General features: G+C 68.6%; 17 protein-coding genes and 2 pseudogenes. 9 read left to right on the top strand and 10 right to left on the bottom strand.

Features of this window, described 5'->3' with window-relative positions; translation table 11 throughout:
• The first annotated feature begins 148 nt into the window (after window positions 1-148).
• Complete coding sequence (locus tag LPH33_RS06570; RefSeq protein WP_229567507.1) at window positions 149-1,846, top strand: fumarate hydratase; 1,698 nt, start codon at window positions 149-151, stop codon at window positions 1,844-1,846.
• A gap of 67 nt (window positions 1,847-1,913) precedes the next feature.
• Here LPH33_RS06570 and LPH33_RS06565 read toward each other — a convergent pair whose 3' ends face one another.
• Window positions 1,914-2,375, bottom strand: coding sequence for a carboxymuconolactone decarboxylase family protein (locus LPH33_RS06565; RefSeq protein ID WP_229567506.1), 462 nt, complete (start codon window positions 2,373-2,375; stop codon window positions 1,914-1,916).
• A gap of 75 nt (window positions 2,376-2,450) precedes the next feature.
• Between LPH33_RS06565 and LPH33_RS06560 the strand changes: the two genes are divergently transcribed.
• Window positions 2,451-3,341: a sigma-70 family RNA polymerase sigma factor gene (locus LPH33_RS06560; RefSeq protein ID WP_229567505.1), complete on the top strand. Its 891-nt coding sequence runs from the start codon at window positions 2,451-2,453 to the stop codon at window positions 3,339-3,341.
• 67 nt (window positions 3,342-3,408) lie between these two features.
• On the opposite strand, the gene LPH33_RS06555 is transcribed toward LPH33_RS06560, so the two are convergent.
• Window positions 3,409-3,801 carry a hypothetical protein gene (locus LPH33_RS06555; protein ID WP_059383014.1) on the bottom strand — a complete coding sequence of 131 codons (393 nt, stop codon included), beginning with the start codon at window positions 3,799-3,801 and terminating at the stop codon, window positions 3,409-3,411.
• Window positions 3,802-4,022: 221 nt separating this feature from the next.
• Between LPH33_RS06555 and uraD the strand changes: the two genes are divergently transcribed.
• The 3 genes and pseudogenes from uraD to LPH33_RS06540 all read left to right on the top strand — a co-directional run.
• Window positions 4,023-4,529, top strand: a complete 507-nt coding sequence (uraD, locus tag LPH33_RS06550; RefSeq protein ID WP_080968297.1) for a 2-oxo-4-hydroxy-4-carboxy-5-ureidoimidazoline decarboxylase — start codon at window positions 4,023-4,025, stop codon at window positions 4,527-4,529.
• Window positions 4,526-4,672: pseudogene (locus LPH33_RS06545) on the top strand (hydroxyisourate hydrolase); the annotation flags it as partial. The gene uraD and the pseudogene LPH33_RS06545, both read left to right, overlap by 4 nt.
• Before the next feature lie 115 nt (window positions 4,673-4,787).
• Window positions 4,788-4,980 (top strand): annotated as a pseudogene (locus LPH33_RS06540) (hypothetical protein); the annotation flags it as partial.
• Window positions 4,981-5,118: 138 nt separating this feature from the next.
• On the opposite strand, the gene alc reads toward LPH33_RS06540, so the two are convergent.
• From alc to LPH33_RS06525, 3 genes are read right to left on the bottom strand one after another with little or no spacing between them, the layout of a single operon-like run.
• On the bottom strand, window positions 5,119-6,087 hold the full coding sequence (gene alc / locus LPH33_RS06535) for an allantoicase (RefSeq protein ID WP_229567504.1): 969 nt from the start codon (window positions 6,085-6,087) through the stop codon (window positions 5,119-5,121).
• Window positions 6,084-7,436, bottom strand: coding sequence for an allantoinase AllB (gene allB, locus LPH33_RS06530; RefSeq protein WP_229567503.1), 1,353 nt, complete (start codon window positions 7,434-7,436; stop codon window positions 6,084-6,086). Before allB ends, alc begins: the two co-directional genes overlap by 4 nt.
• A complete protein-coding gene (locus LPH33_RS06525; RefSeq protein ID WP_229567502.1) occupies window positions 7,433-8,707 on the bottom strand; it encodes a DUF6986 family protein in 1,275 nt (424 codons plus the stop codon). Before LPH33_RS06525 ends, allB begins: the two co-directional genes overlap by 4 nt.
• Window positions 8,708-9,026: 319 nt before the next feature.
• Here LPH33_RS06525 and LPH33_RS06520 point away from each other — a divergent pair, with 319 nt between their 5' ends.
• Window positions 9,027-9,332 (top strand): helix-turn-helix transcriptional regulator, encoded by a 306-nt coding sequence (locus tag LPH33_RS06520; RefSeq protein WP_324256237.1) that lies wholly within the window; start codon window positions 9,027-9,029, stop codon window positions 9,330-9,332.
• Between the two features lie 36 nt (window positions 9,333-9,368).
• Here the strand turns inward: LPH33_RS06520 and LPH33_RS06515 are convergent, their stop codons facing one another.
• From LPH33_RS06515 to LPH33_RS06505, 3 genes are all read right to left on the bottom strand, one after another.
• Window positions 9,369-9,962, bottom strand: coding sequence for a ClpP family protease (locus tag LPH33_RS06515; protein ID WP_229567499.1), 594 nt, complete (start codon window positions 9,960-9,962; stop codon window positions 9,369-9,371).
• Window positions 9,959-10,567 (bottom strand): ClpP family protease, encoded by a 609-nt coding sequence (locus LPH33_RS06510; RefSeq protein ID WP_160874875.1) that lies wholly within the window; start codon window positions 10,565-10,567, stop codon window positions 9,959-9,961. The genes LPH33_RS06515 and LPH33_RS06510 overlap by 4 nt, the downstream gene beginning before the upstream one ends.
• A 77-nt stretch (window positions 10,568-10,644) precedes the next feature.
• A complete protein-coding gene (locus LPH33_RS06505) occupies window positions 10,645-10,908 on the bottom strand; it encodes a hypothetical protein (RefSeq protein ID WP_229567498.1) in 264 nt (87 codons plus the stop codon).
• Between the two features lie 789 nt (window positions 10,909-11,697).
• Here LPH33_RS06505 and LPH33_RS06500 point away from each other — a divergent pair.
• Window positions 11,698-13,224 (top strand): AMP-binding protein, encoded by a 1,527-nt coding sequence (locus tag LPH33_RS06500; RefSeq protein ID WP_160874877.1) that lies wholly within the window; start codon window positions 11,698-11,700, stop codon window positions 13,222-13,224.
• A 25-nt stretch (window positions 13,225-13,249) separates the two neighbouring features.
• On the opposite strand, the gene LPH33_RS06495 is transcribed toward LPH33_RS06500, so the two are convergent.
• Both LPH33_RS06495 and LPH33_RS06490 read right to left on the bottom strand, forming a co-directional pair.
• Window positions 13,250-14,584 (bottom strand): MFS transporter, encoded by a 1,335-nt coding sequence (locus tag LPH33_RS06495; RefSeq protein WP_229567496.1) that lies wholly within the window; start codon window positions 14,582-14,584, stop codon window positions 13,250-13,252.
• A 33-nt stretch (window positions 14,585-14,617) separates the two neighbouring features.
• Complete coding sequence (locus tag LPH33_RS06490; RefSeq protein ID WP_229567495.1) at window positions 14,618-15,106, bottom strand: VOC family protein; 489 nt, start codon at window positions 15,104-15,106, stop codon at window positions 14,618-14,620.
• Window positions 15,107-15,229: 123 nt separating this feature from the next.
• Between LPH33_RS06490 and LPH33_RS06485 the strand changes: the two genes are divergently transcribed.
• Both LPH33_RS06485 and LPH33_RS06480 read left to right on the top strand, forming a co-directional pair.
• Window positions 15,230-16,132, top strand: a complete 903-nt coding sequence (locus tag LPH33_RS06485) for an SDR family NAD(P)-dependent oxidoreductase (RefSeq protein ID WP_229567493.1) — start codon at window positions 15,230-15,232, stop codon at window positions 16,130-16,132.
• A 27-nt stretch (window positions 16,133-16,159) separates the two neighbouring features.
• Window positions 16,160-16,678 (top strand): hypothetical protein, encoded by a 519-nt coding sequence (locus LPH33_RS06480; RefSeq protein WP_016693880.1) that lies wholly within the window; start codon window positions 16,160-16,162, stop codon window positions 16,676-16,678.
• The last annotated feature ends 210 nt before the right edge of the window (window positions 16,679-16,888 follow it).

Raw genomic sequence — 16,888 nt, 5'->3', positions numbered from 1 at the left:
GTCGGCGACATAAACACGCCACCGAAAGTCGCGAGACGCAGGTCACATTCACTCTGCAGGTCGAGTCCGTCACATGCCCCGTTGTCAAGGCCTTGCGTCGGCGCCGCTAACGTGTACGGCGATCATCAGCCCTCTTCCAGGAGAAACAATGGCCGACTTCCTCTACGAGGACCTGCTGCCGATCGGGGAAGACCCCACCGAGTATCGGTTGCTGACCGCCGAGGGGGTGTCCACCGTCGAAGGACCCGACGGCCGCACCTTCCTGAAGGTGGAGCCCGAGGCCCTGCGCCTGCTCACCGAGACCGCGCTGCACGACATCTCCCATTACCTGCGCACGGATCACCTGAAGCAGCTGGCGAGCATCCTCGAGGACCCCGAGGCGTCGAACAACGACAAGTTCGTTGCGCTCGACCTCCTGAAGAATGCGAACATCGCCGCCGGCGGCGTGCTGCCCATGTGCCAGGACACCGGCACCGCCATCGTCATGGGCAAGCGCGGCCAGCAGGTGCTCACCCCGGGCGACGACGAGGAGTCCATCGCGCGCGGTGTGTACGACGCGTACACGAAGCTGAACCTGCGGTACTCGCAGAACGCCCCGCTGACGATGTGGGACGAGAAGAACACGGGCAACAACCTGCCGGCGCAGATCGAGCTGTACGCGGACACCGCGAAGGGCCACGAGAACGCCTACAAGTTCCTGTTCATGGCCAAGGGCGGCGGATCGGCCAACAAGTCGTACCTGTACCAGGAGACGAAGGCCATCCTGAACCCGGACTCGATGATGCAGTTCCTCGAGGCCAAGATCCGGTCGCTCGGCACCGCGGCGTGCCCGCCCTACCACCTCGCGATCGTCGTCGGCGGCACCTCCGCCGAGTTCGCGCTCAAGACGGCCAAGTACGCCTCGGCGCACTACCTCGACGAGCTGCCCACCGAGGGTGCCATCACGGGCCGCGGCTTCCGCGATCTCGAACTCGAGAAGAAGGTCTTCGAGCTCACCCAGAAGATCGGCATCGGCGCGCAGTTCGGCGGCAAGTACTTCTGCCACGACGTCCGCGTCGTCCGCCTGCCGCGCCACGGCGCGTCGCTGCCCGTCGCGATCGCCGTCTCCTGCTCGGCCGACCGCCAGGCCAAGGCCAAGATCACGCCCGAGGGTGTCTTCCTCGAGCAGCTCGAATTCAATCCCGGTCAGTTCCTGCCCGAGGTCACCGACAGCCAGCTCGACTCCGAGACGTCGGGCGTCTCGGGCACCGGCAAGGGTGCCGCGGTCAAGATCGACCTCACCCGGCCGATGCCGGAGATCCTCGCCGAGCTGTCCAAGCACCCGGTCAAGACGCGCCTGTCGCTCACCGGTCCGCTGGTCGTCGCGCGCGACATCGCGCACGCGAAGATCAAGGAGCGCCTCGACCGCGGCGAGGAGATGCCGCAGTACCTGAAGGATCACCCGGTCTACTACGCCGGTCCCGCGAAGACCCCCGAGGGTCTCGCGTCGGGCTCGTTCGGCCCGACGACGGCCGGTCGCATGGACTCCTACGTCGACCAGTTCCAGGCCGCCGGCGGCTCGATGGTGATGCTCGCAAAGGGCAACCGCTCCAAGCAGGTCACCGACGCATGCCACAAGTACGGCGGCTTCTACCTCGGTTCGATCGGCGGCCCGGCCGCGCGCCTGGCGCTCGACTGCATCAAGAACGTCGAGGTCGTCGAGTACGAAGAGCTCGGCATGGAAGCGGTCTGGAAGATCGAGGTCGAGGACTTCCCCGCCTTCATCGTCGTCGACGACAAGGGCAACGACTTCTTCGCGCACACCGGCGAGGTCACGCTCACGGTCGGCAAGCGCCCCGGTCTGTAGACCCGGCTCGCTGTAGACGCACTACCCCGAACGGCCCGGCAGGATTCCTGCCGGGCCGTTCGTGATGTCAGCTCCGGGGTGCCACTCCGGCCGGTTGCCGGATCGTGGCGTTGACCCGGTTCCACATGTTGATCGTCGCGATCTGCATGACCAGCGCGGCCAGTTGCTTCTCGTCGTAGATGTCGGCCGCGGCGTCCCACACCTCGTCGGAGACGGACTCGGGTCGGTCGGTGATCCGCGTGACGGCCTCGGTGAGCGCGAGTGCGGCGCGCTCGGCCTCGGTGAACCGTCGCGATTCGCGCCAGGCCGCGACCGCCGTGAGCCGCTCGACGCTCTCCCCGTCGTCCAGTGCTTCACGCGTGTGCATCTCCACGCAGAAGCTGCACCCGTTGATCTGGCTGGCCCGCAGGTGCACCAGGTGGACCGTGCGGGCCGGGAGCCCGGTGTTCTCGTAGGTCCGGCCCGCGGCCTGCAACGCGTCGAGGGTGCCGGGCAGCACCATCACGGGATTGTTCATTCGTGCTTCCATCGTCTGCTCCTGTCACATCGGTTCTTCGGGATCCGTCACTTCCTTGACGGATCCCGACGGAAGAATGTGACGACGATGGACGAGGAATTTCTGGCGAGGGAGTTCGACGCACACCGCGAGCGCTTGCGCGCGGTCGGTTTCCGGATGCTGGGGTCGGCTGCGGAGGCGGACGATGCGGTGCAGGAGACGTGGTTGAAGGTTGCCCGCGCCGACACCGACGCCGTGGACAATCTCGGCGGCTGGCTCACCACCGTGATGAGCCGCGTGTGTCTCGACATGCTGCGCGCACGTTCGGCGCGTCACGAGATCGTCGTCGGCGAACCCGTCGAACCGCCTCGACGGAACGACAGCTCCGAGGAGCCGGAAGACGAGGCGGTGCTTGCGGATTCGATCGGTATCGCGATGATGGTGGTCCTCGACGCGCTCGGTCCCGCCGAACGTCTCGCCTTCGTGCTGCACGACATGTTCGGCATGCCGTTCGACGAGATCGCGCCCGTCGTGGGCCGATCCGCTGCCGCGACGCGTCAGCTCGCCAGTCGTGCGCGGCGGCGCGTGCGCGGTGCACGTACGGCGTCGGCGGGTGCCGGGGATCCGCGTCGGGTGGTCGACGCCTTCCTCGTCGCGGCCCGCGAGGGTCGTTTCGAGGATCTGCTCGCGGTGCTCGATCCCGACGTGGTGCTCCGCGCCGACACCGTGGCGGCAGCGAACGCCGAGACGGGCCGGCTGCACGGTGGCCCCGCACTCGAGCCGGAACTGCGCGGCGCCGACGCGGTGGCACACGCCTTCCACGGCCGCGCACGCGGCGCGGTGCCCGCGACGATCGACGGTGTACCCGGGGCGGCGTGGGCGCCGGGCGGGATCGTGCGGTCGGTGTTCCGCTTCACCGTCGAGGACGGTCGCATCGTGGCGCTCGAGGTGATCGCAGATCCCGAGACGATCACCACGCTCGACACGGCTCTGCTCTGACGCCCGCTCCGATACGGTTCGAGCCCGGCGGGAGTGATCCCACCGGGCTCGAACCGTCGTGTGCTCGTCAGGCAGCGCAGGTATGCGTCCGCGCGAGCACCGCGGGCGACTGCACGACCACCTGCTGCAGGAAGTCGAGGACGATGCCCGGTGCCGGTTCGGCGCCGGGTGCGAGTACCGAGCACAGTGCGCGGTACTGGTCGTCGCTCATCACGGGCGCGATACGGAAGTGCGTAGTCATCGCGAGCGTGAAGTCGATCCCGAAGTCGCGGGCGCGGACCTGCAGCTGTGGGCCGTGCTCTCCTGCGATCAGGCAGACCTCGAAGACGGCCCGTCCGGCGGTGTGCTCGAACGATGCGGCCGGAACGTTGTTGCGGACCATCTGCCGGTAGAGAGGCCGCAGTCCGCCGAGCACGACCGGCGGAAGCGTCACTGCTCGAGGACGGTCGGCGGTGAACATGTGATCACTCCTTCAACCCTGCGACCCCATCCGGGTCGCCCACTTTTTCTGGAATAAATCCAATAACTGGAACTATTCCAGAAAAACGTTCAAGACGCAACCACCTCGTTGGCCGATCATCCAACCGGCGCACCCGCGGCGAACCGAACTCTGTAGCGCTTGCACCTCCCCCGCCGCACGCCCACCGGACAGTATCGAATGCACCGACGAAAGGAGGGTCCGTGCAGCTCACAACGGCCCGGTTCGATGCGATGCCCGAGGACGAGGCCATCGCACTGTTGCTCGATTGCTGCTCGAGCCGGACATGGGCGCACTCCGTCGTCGCGGCGCGCCCGTTCGGTTCACGCACCGTGCTGCTCACCACCGCCGCTGCCGCGGCCGAGAACCTCGACGGTGACGACCTCGCCGACGCTCTCGCCGGCCACCCGCGCATCGGCGAACGCAGCGAACACGCTGCTTCCCGTCGCGAGCAGTCCGCCGTCGCCACGGCCGACGCCGACATCCTCGACCGGCTCGCCGCCGGCAACCGCGAATACGAGGAACGGTTCGGGCACGTCTACCTCGTCCGCGCCGCCGGCCGCACGGCGCCGGAACTGCTGGAGATCCTCGAACGTCGCCTCGGCAACGACCCGGAGAGCGAGAAGGCCGAGATGCGTGCGGCGCTCGCCGAGATCACCCGGCTCCGCCTCGAGCGGATCGTCATCGAGACCGCAGGGAGCCGCGCATGAACACCCTGAGTACCCACGTCCTCGACGCGACGGCCGGTGCACCCGCGGTGGGGTTGCACGTCACCCTCACCGACACGCACGGAACCTCGCTGGGCGCCGGCGTCACCGACGACGACGGTCGTCTCATCGGTTTCACCGATGCGCTGCCCGAGGGCACCTACCACCTGACCTTCGCCACCGGCGACTGGTTCTCGCGCCGTGGAGTCGGAGTGGGCGAAGCCGTCGATCCGCCACAGCGCCAGGTCGGCGAGCTTGCCGGACGTCCCGCGCACCGAGGTCTACTTCGCCGACACCTACGACGAACTCGAGCCGATGGGCGCGAAGTCGATGAGCGAGACCCCGTTCAACCCGGTCGCCCCGGCCCCTGGCGAACGCCGTGCGCAACGCCATCGGGGTGCGGCCGCACCAGCTGCCTCTGTCCCGCGACCACATCTGGCGCCTCATGCAGTGAGACCGATCCGTCGAGACCGATGTTGTGTGTGAAATCCGGCCGAATTTCGCACACAACGTCGGTCTCGTTCCGTTGATCCGCTCTGCGCCCGGGCCGACAGAGCGGTTCGACCAGTGTGTCCCACACACAGCGTCGGAGCTAGGTCAGTCGTCCGTTCACGCGCAGGCGGGCGATGCCGCCGTCGGGATAGACGTCGAGCCGCACGAATTCCACGGGCGTCGGCGAATAGACGCGGAAACGGTGCCGGCAGTCCGGGAGCAGCGCGGTACGCGGCACGAGTTCGACCCAGGACGATTCGTCGGACATCGCGTCCCCGCTGGGAATTCCGCTCAGGCGCGCCGCTCCCGGTGCGTTGCCGACGAAATAGGAGGTGTCGATCTCGACGTGGTCGACGCAGCCCTGCCCCGCGAGGCGGATCACGACGTAGTCGTTGCCGTCGTCGCGGCGACGCGCGTTCTCCCAGCCCTCCCCCATGTGCCGCGAGCGGCCGAGGCCGATGATGTTGCGCGGCGACGAATAGAAACGGTTCGAGCAGGCGACGACGTCGCCACCGTTCTCGAGGGCTGCGAGATCGATCGTGCCAGTGAGAAAGGCCGGGTCCGGACGGGCATGTCCGTGCACGCGGAATCGGGCTACACCGCCGTCGGGAAAGATGTTCAGGCGCAGGTGTGTCCAGCGCCGGTCGTCGTCCACCGCGAAGGCGTTCGCGGTGTCGCCCTTCAGGGCCACGCGATCGAGGACCGGTTCCCACGGCGCGTCCAGCAACTCCTGATCGGTCGGGTATCCGTCGAGGTTCACCCCGTCGACGGATGCGAAGGGCGGGTAGTTACCGGTGAACCAGGCGGTGTCGATCACGACGCCCTCGACGACGCCGGGAACGCCGAGCCGGACCACCGCGAAGTCGTGCCCGGCTTCACGGCGACGCCGGGTCTCCCACCCGTCGTAGACCTTTCCCTTGTGCCCGAACTCGGACGGATCGAAATTGGGTGCGCCCGGCGAGATCAGGTTCTCGCGACTCGCGAAGAACTCGTCGTTCGCGTACACGACGGACCCGCCCAGCGATCGCGCGGCGAGATCGGGTAGTTGCAGGAAATCTGCTTCGGTCAACGGTTTTCCTTTCGGGAGAGCAGCGCACCACGCGGTGCGGGGTCGGTGGCGTCGAGGGTGACGGTGAGCGGTTCACCGGCGAGCCAGGTCTGCCGCACGACCCCGGCCAGCGCGCGTTCGGCGTAGGGCGTCACGGCGTTGCGGTGGTGCAGCCGCTCCGGGAAGACGACGAAGGCGTCGTCGGGCGCGAAGACACACAGGTCGGCACTGTTGCCCACGGCGATGGCACCGCGGTCGGCCAGTCCCACGAGGTCGGCGGTGCGGCCGGCCATCCAGCGCACCACGTCGACGAGGGTGTGCCCGCGCTTGCGGGCCTCCGACCACACGATGGGCAGTCCGAGTTGCAGCGACGAGATTCCGCCCCAGGCCTCGCCGAAGTCGCCGGTGACGAACTTCTTCAGCTCCGGCAGGCACGGCGAGTGATCGGAGACGATGCAGTCGAGCGTGCCGTCGGCCAGGCCGCGCCACAGCGCTTCCCGGTTGCGGGCCTCACGGATCGGCGGGCAGCACTTGAAATGTGTGGAGCCGTCGAGGATCTCCTCGCTGAACAGCGACAGATAGTGCGGGCAGGTCTCCGCGGTGACGGGCAGGCCCTCGGCCTTCGCCGCGGCCACGAGCGGAAGGCTTCCCGCATCCGACAGATGCAGGATGTGCACGCGGCACCCGGTCTGCCGCGCGCCGTCGATCACCTGGGCCACGGCACGGGACTCGGCGACCGGTGGTCGCGAGTACAGGAAGTCGTCGTAGCGCGGTCCGGCCGGTGGGTCCTGCGCGTCGAGGGTCGGTCCGTCCTCGGCATGCACGATGAGCAGGCCGCCGAAGCCGGCGATCACGCGCATCGCCTCGATCATCTGCTCGCGGTCCAGCGGCGGGTACTCGTCGAGACCCGAATACGCGAGGAAGCACTTGAATCCGTACACCCCTGCGTCCCAGAGCGGTTCGAGATCGGCGAGGTTACCGGGAATCGCACCGCCCCAGAATCCGACGTCGACGGTGACCTGCCCGTCCGCGACCTTCTGCTTCACCTCGAGGGCCGCCACGTCGACGGTGGACGGGATGGAGTTGAGGGGCATGTCGACGATCGTCGTCACTCCCCCGGCCGCGGCGGCACGCGTGGCCGTCGCGAAGCCCTCCCATTCGGTGCGGCCGGGTTCGTTGACGTGGACGTGCGTGTCCACCAGGCCGGGGAGCAGCACCTCGTCGTCGGCGAGGACGGTCTCCCGCGCACCGGTCGGAGCGGCACCGTCGTATTCCTCGATCGCGACGATGCGGTCGTCGCGCACGTGGACGGCGCAGCTGCGTTCCTCGTCCCCCACCACAGCGCGTCGCGCGCGGATCACGGTGGTCATCGCGTCACCGCCGTCGGTCGACCCGCGAGCCGGGCCAGGTGGTCGAGATTCGTGCCGGTGCGATCGCATACTTCCTTCTCGGTGAGAGCTCCGCAGCTCGTTCCCCGCAGGAGGAAGGCGGCGAGAGCACGGGCGGTGGCGGGTTCGTCGAGATACCCCGACGACAGGGCCGGGTCGATGTAGGCCGCGACGCGTCCCGCGGCGGTGGACAGCGACCGGCGGTAGAACGCGAAGGTCGCGGCGTAGCGGGTGGGCAACTGCGCCGGATGCAGGTCCCAGCCCTGGTAGAAGCCGCGGCGCAGCGACCGGTCGATCAGGCGGGCGTGCAGTCCCCATGCCGCGCGGATCTCGTCGCGGGTGCCGACGGGAAGGCGATTGGTGGACCCATCGGACAACCGCACCCCGGTACCCGCTGCCGCGACCTGCATCGTGGCCTTGGCGTGGTCGGCGACGGGGTGGTCCATCGCTTGGTACTCGGCGGCGATGTCGCACGCGGCCGAGTAGTCGTAGGTGCCGTAGTGCAACCCCGAACAGCGCCCGTGGGCCGCTCGGATCATGGTGGCGACGGCAGCGGTGCCGTCGGGGCCGCAGATCGCCTGCGGCGTCTCGATCTGGATCTCGAACCGCAGGGACGCGGCGAGCGAGTGGGTGGCTTCGAGATGTTCGCAGACCGTCACCATGGCGGCGACCTGCTCGGGCGCGGTGACCTTGGGCAGTGTGACGACGAATCCGTCCGGGAGAGCGCACTTTCCGGTCAGCTCGGCGACGAAGGTGTCGAGCGTGCGGAGACCGCGGCGCCGGGTGGCGGCCTCGAAGGACTTGAACCGGATGCCGACGAAGGGTGTCGCGGTGGGATCGGTCGCCAGCGCGGCGGCGGCGCGGGCGATGTGGGCGTCCTCGTCGGCGTCGCGTTCGTGCTCGGGAATGCCCGGGCGGGTGAACCCGTCCTCGAAGTCGATGCGCAGATCCTCGATCGATTCGGTGCGCAGTTTGGCCTCCACGAGCGGGAGGACGGCTTCGGCGAGTTCGGGTTCGATGCCGGTGACCGCGGCGAGGTCCGCGGGACCGTCGATGTGGGTGTCGAGGACGTCGAGCGCGTCGGCCCCCCACCGCGCCACGATCCCGGCGTCGTAGCGGTCGGCCGGGACGTAGACGGTGTGCACCGGTTGGCGGGCACCGTCGGTCCCGGGATAGGTCGCGGCGTATGCCGCGTCGGTGTCCGCGAGCTGCGCGTCGAGCGCAGCCGCAAGCCTGTGCAATCCTGTCGGCACCCGAACTCCTGTCCTGTATCCACGGCTGTATACGTCGTGGTGCGCCGACGTTATCGGCGCCAGGTCATGTGTTCGGTTAACTGCGGTTACGGGCCCGTTACACATCTGCCGGAGCGGTGTTCGTCCTCGGCTGAACCCGGTCCGATGCCGCCGGATCGACGGCACAATGGTCGGCATGGAGCCGGAGCAGGGTCGTGTGATCGATTTCGCCACCGCCGCGAAGGCGGCACGGGCGACCGCCGCGAGGGCGGCACGGGCGACCGCCGCGAGGGCGGCACGGGCGACCGCCGCGAGGGCGGCACGGGCTGCACGGACTCCCGTGCGGGGAGCCGACGGCACCGAACCCCGTCTGCTCCGTCAGATCTACGGTGAGATCCTGCGCGACGAGCGTCGCGATCAGGACCGCAGCCTCGAGGACGTCGCCCGCACGGTCGGGATGTCGAAGCAGTACCTGTCGGAGGTCGAACGTGGGCGCAAGGAGGCATCCTCCGAGGTGCTGCGGTCCGTGTGCGATGCGCTGGATCTTCCGATGGAGCAACTGCTCGCGCGCGGGATCCGCCGGATGACCGCGCACCGCACACTCCGGACCACGGGTCACGCCGGCGTCGAGTTGTGCGCCGCGTGACGGTGCAACTACGTCACAGTGTGACCACGTGACGGGTCATCCGTCCCGGTCGACGATGACGTGATCGGCCAGGCCGTAGGCGACCGCCTCCGCCGGTGAGAAGATTCGGTCCCGGTCGGTGTCGCGGCGCAGTTGGTCGATATCTCGTCCGGTGTGCGCGGCCAGGATCTCCTCGGTCTGGGCCCGCACCCTCGTCACCTCCGCTGCCTGCAGGGCCAGATCGGAGATGGTGCCCTGCCCCTGCGCCGACGGCTGGTGCAGCAGCACCCGCGAATGAGCGAGCACGTGCCGACGGCCGCGCGCTCCGGCCGCGAGCAGCACGGCGGCCGCCGACGCGGCCTGTCCCATGCAGTAGGTCGCGACCTTCGGGCGCAGGAACTGCATGGTGTCGTAGATCGCGAGCATCGCGGTGGACGATCCGCCGGGTGAGTTGATGTAGAGGCCGATCTCCCGATCGGGGGATTCGGCCTCGAGATGCAACATCTGCGCCATGATGACGTTGGCGACCCCGTCGTCGATCTCGGTACCGAGGAAGACGATGCGTTCGTTGAGCAACCGGCTGAAGACGTCGAACGACCGCTCCCCCGCCGGTGTGCGTTCGATGACGTTGGGGATCGTGTAGGTGCTCATCGTCCCAGTCCCATCTGCCGTCCCGTGGCGAACGGCGCCAGTTCGGCGAGCGAGCCGACGACGGTGTCGACGATGCCGTACTCGCGTGCCTGTTCGGCGGTGAACCACCGGTCGCGGTCGCTGTCGCGTTCGATCTCCTCGAGCGAATGTCCGGTGGCGTCCGAGAGGATCTGCTGTGACTGCAGTTTCATGTATTCGAGATTCTCGGCCTGGATCGCGATGTCGACGGCCGTCCCCGAGAATCCGGCCGAGGGTTGGTGCATCATGATCCGGCTGTGGGCGAGGCTCGCGCGTTTGCCCTTCGTGCCCGCCGCGAGCAGGACCTGCCCCATGCTGGCGGCGAATCCCGCTGCCACGGTGACGATGTCGTTGGGAACGAGTTGCATCGTGTCGTAGATGGCGAGGCCGGCGAAGACCGATCCGCCCGGTGAGTTGATGTGTAGGACGATGTCGCGCCGGTCGTCGGCGGAGGCGAGCAGGACGAGTTCCGAGCACACGCGCTCGGCCATCTCGTCGTCCACCTCCCCGGTCAGTCGCAGGATGCGCTGACGGAAGAGTCTGTCGGCCAGTTGGTCCCGGTACGAGAGTGGTTCGGTGGTCGTCATGCAGCCAGCCTGACCCCGGACGGGCGCGAACCGGCGGTTCGTCTGCTCACGGCAGACGGACCGGTCGTTCCGGCAGATCAGTCCCCTGCGGATCGGACGGCGCTGATCACCGCCGCGACGAGGACGGCCAGCAACAGGATCACGAGCAGGACCGGTCCGAGCAGCAGCACCAGCACGATCAGGACGGCCAGTCCGATCTTCGCCTTGGTGCTGAGTCCGGAGATCAGCCCGCCCAGTGCGGCGAGGGCCGGATTGCGGCCTTCCAGCGCGGCCCGGATGCCGGCGAGGACCGCCTGCAGTCCCACGCCGCCGCTGGTGACCTCGCCGAGGAGCGAGTCCACCCATCCGCGGATCTTCCGGGTCAGTCCCGCCCCGAGTCCCCGGAACCCGCCGAGCGCGGTACGGACACCGGTCCGCAGCGCATCCTTCAGCCTCTCGAGGAGCGATGTAGGTTCCGACTGTGCCTGCTCGGTTCGTGGCCGCTCACGTGCGGGGCGGGTCGGTTTCCCTGCCCGGGCGTCGTTCGCCGGCGGACGCGGTCGTCTCTCCTTCGGAGGCGCCGGCTTCGCACGAGAGCGGGGCGTGGTGGCCGAACGGGTCGATGTCCGAGTGGTCGATCGGGATGAGGTTCGGGTCGAGGTGCGCCGCGAGCCGGTCCCGGGGTCGCGGTCCCGACGCCGTGCAGCGGGTTCGGGCTCGCGGGTGCGCCGCTGGGGGGTGGTCTCGGGTTCGCGGGTGCGACGCCGCTCGGTGGGCTCGGGCTCGCGCGGTCGACGGCTGCGCGTCCGCGCAGGCTCGGCTGGGGTCTCCGTCCCCGCGGTCCTCGCATGCGTCGCGGTCGGCCGCCGCACCGGACGGGAGGTTCGGCGGGCTTCGTTCTGCCGAGCACTCATACCGCTCGCCTTCTCTCGTGGACGGGCACGGTGTCTCTCAGTGAACGCCGGATTCCGGGTCCGGTCAACGGCAGACGGAGCGTTCAGCCGGTACGGAGAAGGGATGGACCCTGTTCAAGATCGGTAACGGCTCTTGGAAGAATGAGCAATGCCCTCACAGCACACGGGGAGGTGTGCGCATCATCGTTCGCGATGGGGAGTGCGCGCGCGACGTAATCCGAAGGAGCACCGACAGACGTGACCGAGCAATTCAGTTTCGAAACACTCACGCCCACGGCATTTCTCGACCGTTCCGCCCGGGTCTTCCGTGACGACCTCGCGATGGTGGACGGCGATGTCCGTCGCACCTACGCCGAATTGCGCGATCGGTGCCTGCGACAGTCTGGCATGCTGCACGCTCTCGGCGTCGAACCCGGCGACCGTGTCGCAGTACTCGCGCCGAACACCTCGCTGATGCTCGAGGCGCACTACGGCGTGCTCTACGCGGGCGCCGTGCTCGTCTCGCTCAACACGCGCCTCACCGCGCCGGAGCTGCGGTTCATTCTCGAGCACTCCGGCAGCCGGGTCCTGCTCGTCGAGGAGTCGCTGGCCGATCTGGCACGCGAGGCGACGGCCGATCTGCCGTCGATCACGGTCGTCGGCGACGACTACGAGGACAAGCTCGCCGCCGCCCGCCACCGGTACGTGCCGCTCGCCGACGAGCGCACCATGATCGCCCTGAACTACACGTCCGGCACGACGGGTGATCCGAAGGGCGTGATGTACCACGCGCGCGGCGCCTACCTGCAGGCCCTGGCGATGGTCGCGCACTTCGGGCTCGACAGCGGATCCACCTACCTGTGGACGCTGCCGATGTTCCACTGCAACGGCTGGACGTTCACCTGGGCCGTCACCGCAGCCGGTGGCACGCACGTGTGCCTGCCCAAGGTCGACCCCGAGCGGATCTGGGATCTCGTGCGCACCGAGAACGTCACGCACCTGTGCGGTGCGCCGACCGTTCTCGCGTCGCTGGTCTACGCCCCGAATGCGGGCGGCATCGACCACCGTGTCGTCGCGGCGATCGGTGGCGCACCGCCGGCGCCCGCCCTCATCGAGCGCTGCACCGCGCTCGGACTCGACATCACCCACCTGTACGGGCTCACCGAGACGTACGGCCCGGCGGCGATCTGCGAGTGGCGTTCGGAATGGGACGTCCTCCCCGAGGACGAGAAGGCACGGCTGCGCTCCCGGCAGGGCGTGGGCAACGTCGTGGCCGGTGAACTCCGCATCGTCGACCCGATGGGCTCCGACGTTCCCGCCGACGGCGAGACGACCGGTGAGATCGCGCTGCGCGGCAACAATGTGATGCTCGGTTACTACAACAACCCGGACGCGACCGCCCGCGCCGTGCCGGACGGCTGGTTCCGCACCGGCGACATCGGCGTCATGCATCCGGACGGCTACATCGAGATCCGCGACCGCGCGAAGGACGTCATCATCTCCGGTGGCGAGAACATCTCGTCCGTCGAGGTCGAGGCGGCCCTCATCAGCCACCCGGCCGTTCTCGAAGCCGCCGTCGTCGCGGCGCCGAGCGAGAAGTGGGGCGAACGTCCCGTCGCCTACGTGGCACTGCGCAGCGGCGCGAGCGCCGACGAGGCGGAACTGCGCGCGCACGTGCGTTCGCAGCTCGCCGGTTTCAAGGTTCCCGACAGCATCGTCTTCGGCGCCCTGCCGAAGACCGCCTCGGGCAAGATCCGCAAGGTCGAACTGCGCGAGCGTCTCTGAGCACCGGCCGGGGCGGTTCCCGACGTCACCTCTCGTCGAGAACCGTCCCGGCCCGCTCGGGCAGCGTGAACGCCGCGAGCGCGGCGACGACGAACGATGCCGCGAACGCACCGAAGACGAGACCGTTGCCGCCGGCGCCCAGCAGCACCGGCACCAGCAGCGGCGCGATGATCGACGCGAGCCGCCCGAAGGCCGCTGCCGAACCGGTGCCGGCGCCCCGCACCGGCGTGGGATACAGCTCGGGTCCGATCGCGTACAGCGCACCCCAGGCTCCGAGGTTGAAGAACGACAGCGCCATGCCCGCCGCGACGATCGTTCCCGGAGTCTCGGCGAGCCCGAACAACCCTGCCGAGACTGCCGACCCGGCGAGGAAGACCCCCAGCGTCAGGCGGCGTCCCCACACCTCGATCAGCCACGCCGCGACGCCGTAGCCCGGTAGCTGGGCGAGCGTGATGAGCAACGTGTAGCCGAACGAGGTGACCAGGTCGAAGCCCTGCGCGACGAGCAGGCTCGGCAGCCAGATGAACGCGCCGTAGTACGAGAAGTTGATCCCGAACCACACGATCCACAGCGCCGCGGTGCGGCGGCGCAGGCTCGGCGCCCACACCGATCCGCGGGGTGGACGCTCGACTTCTGCGACGGACTGTTCGCTGTCGTCCGTATCGTCGCTGTCCTCCGGAACGGAGGTGACCCCCGCCGAGCGCTCGTAGTCGCGCACGATCTCCTCGGCTTCCGCGTGCCGACCGCGACTCTCGAGATAACGCACCGATTCGGGTAGGCCGAACCGCACGACGAGGGCGTAGGCGGCCGGGACGAGCCCGACGGCGAGCGCCCACCGCCACCCGTTGTCGCTGGTGGGAACGACGAAATAACCGATGAGAGCGGCCAGGAGCCAGCCGACCGCCCAGAACGCCTCGAGGGCGACGACCACGCGTCCTCGCACCTTGCGGGGCGCGAACTCACTGACCAGCGTCGACGCGACCGGCAGTTCGGCACCGAGACCGAGTCCGACGACGAACCGCAGGACGATGAGCATCGCCACCGAGGTCGACAGCGCCGCCGCACCGGTCGCGAGACCGTAGACGAGCAGCGTCGCGGCGAAGACCTGCCGGCGTCCGATGCGGTCGGCGAGCAGACCACCGAGGGACGCACCGATCGCCATGCCGACGAAGCCGATGGATCCGATCCACGAGAGCTGCGTCGACGACAGATCCCACTGCACGGCCAGGGCTGCCATGACGAACGAGATCAACCCGACGTCCATGGCGTCGAGGGCCCAGCCCACGCCGGAGCCGGTCAGCAGGCGGCGATGCCTGCCGGTGAACGGCAGGTCGTCGAGCCGCTGGGTGCGAGTGGTCATGCACCGAAACGTACCGCAGCGCTCGGGCGCCGATCAGCCGCGCGCGGCGGCCTCCAGCGCCGACACGTCGATCCGGCGCATCTTCATCATCGCGGCGGTCACGCGCTTCGCGACCTCCGGATCGGGGTCGGCGAGAAGTTCGTTCAGCCGTTTCGGTACCACCTGCCACGACAGGCCGTACTTGTCCTTCAACCATCCGCAGGCGGATTCCTCGCCGCCGTCGGCGGTCAGCGCGTACCAGTAGTGGTCGGCCTCATCCTGGTCGGTGCAGTCGATCTGGAAGGACACCGCTTCGGAGAACCGGAACTGCGGTCCCCCGTTGAGTCCGTAGAAGACCTGACCGTCGAGGAAGAACTCGACCGTCATCGGAGTCCCCGGCGGGACCGGGATGTCGCCTCCGGTGGACTCCTCGGTGTAGCGGGTGATCTCACCGATCTTGGAGTTGGGGAAGATGCCGATGTAGAAGTTCGCGGCCTCCTCGGCGTTCATGTCGAACCACAACCACGGAGTGATCCTGGGCATCGTGACTCCTCGTGTCGTCGAATGTGTTCCACTGTCACGAAGGCAGACCCTGTCCGGCCCGGATTCTCATCGCCGTGCGCACTCGCAGGCCGAGCCGCAGGGCTCCCGCTCGTAGGGGGAAGCATGTCCACGACGGTCATGACCGGAGGCACGTCGGGTTTCGGGACGATCGCCGCCGAACGGATCGCGGGCGCAGACGGGATACGCCTCGTCCACGGCGCCCGGCACGCCGCATCCACCGGAGAGGTACTACCGCTCGATCTGTCCTCCCTGGACTCAGTTCGTGCGTTCGCGGCGACGGTTCGCGAGCGCGGCGACCCGATCGACGGGCTCGTGCTGAACGCCGGGATGATCCGGAGCGACGTCGCCGCGCGGACCGTCGACGGTTTCGAGACGACCTTCGCCGTCAACCATCTCGCCCACTACCTGCTGCTGCGCCTGTTGCTTCCGGCTCTGGGGGACCGGGCCGTCGTCGTTGCGACCACCAGCGGCACACACGACCCCGCGACCGGTGCGGGACTGGTACCGCCACGACATGCCGACGCCGGGTTGCTCGCCCACCCCGAACGGGATCCCGACCTCGATACGCATCCCCGCAAGGCCGGACAGCACGCCTATACCGCCTCGAAGCTGTGCACCGTCCTCACGATGCGGAGGTTGTCGAAGGACGACGCGGTTCGAGCCGGACGGATCACCGCGGTCGCCTTCGATCCCGGCCAGGTCTTCGGCACCGGTCTGGCACGAGCACTCCCCACTCCGATGCGGCTGGCGTGGCGCGTCCTCGGGACGCGGGCCGGCATGTTCCTCCGTATCGTGCAGGACACCTTCAACACGCAGACCGAAGCCGGGAACACGCTCGCAGACCTCGTTCTCGGTGACATCGACGTTCCGGACGGCCGGGGTTATCTCGCACTGCGCCGCGGCGAACCGTCGTGGGCGGAACCGTCGGTGCTCGCTCGCAGCGACGAGCAGGCAGAACGGTTGTGGCGCGAGAGCGCACGACTCGTCGGACTGCCCGACCACTAGGTCCGCCGTTGTGGGTATACGACGTCCGTGGCGAAGAAGACACGCGATCGCAGGGAACGACCAAGGCAGCGGCACCGGCCGCCGGGAAACGCGCCCGCAACTCCGGCACGGTACGTCGAGGATCCGACCCTCCCGGCGGCCTGGCTCGTCGACATCGACGGAACGCTCGCGCACATGAGCGACCGGAGTCCGTATCACTGGCACAGGGTGGGCGAGGACACCGTCTCCCCGGCGGTCGAGGCCGCGGTGCGAGCGTTCGCCGCCGCACCCGACAGGGCGGCGATCGTGCTGCTCTCGGGACGCGACGGCGTGTGCCGGCCGGAAACCGAGGAGTGGCTCGCCCGGCACGACATCCCCTACGACGAGCTGTACATGCGTCCGGCCGGCGACAACCGGAAGGATTCGATCGTCAAGGCCGAGCTGTTCGACCGTCACATCCGGCACCGCTATCGCATCATCGCGGTGCTCGACGATCGCGATCAGGTGGTGCGCATGTGGCGACGGATGGGACTGGTGTGCTTCCAGGTCGCCGAGGGCGATTTCTGACGGGAATCTGCACACGCCCGGCTCTCGCCCCGGTGACTCAATCGTTCGGGGACACTTCGGTACTCAGCGCGGTCGGCGGAACGAACGGCGCCCCACCGAGATCGACGCGCCGGGCCCCGCACCCGACGCAGCGCACGTACAGCACCTGTCCGATCGACGTGGCGTGACTCGACTCCACGCTCCACGCGTGTTCGTGAGCGGGGGTCCGGA

This window comes from Rhodococcus sp. RDE2 (genome assembly GCF_020885655.1).
Classification (GTDB): Bacteria; Actinomycetota; Actinomycetes; order Mycobacteriales; family Mycobacteriaceae; genus Rhodococcus; species Rhodococcus pyridinivorans.
Note: the sequence above shows the minus strand (reverse complement) of the source record. Positions and strands in the feature narration are given on the sequence as shown.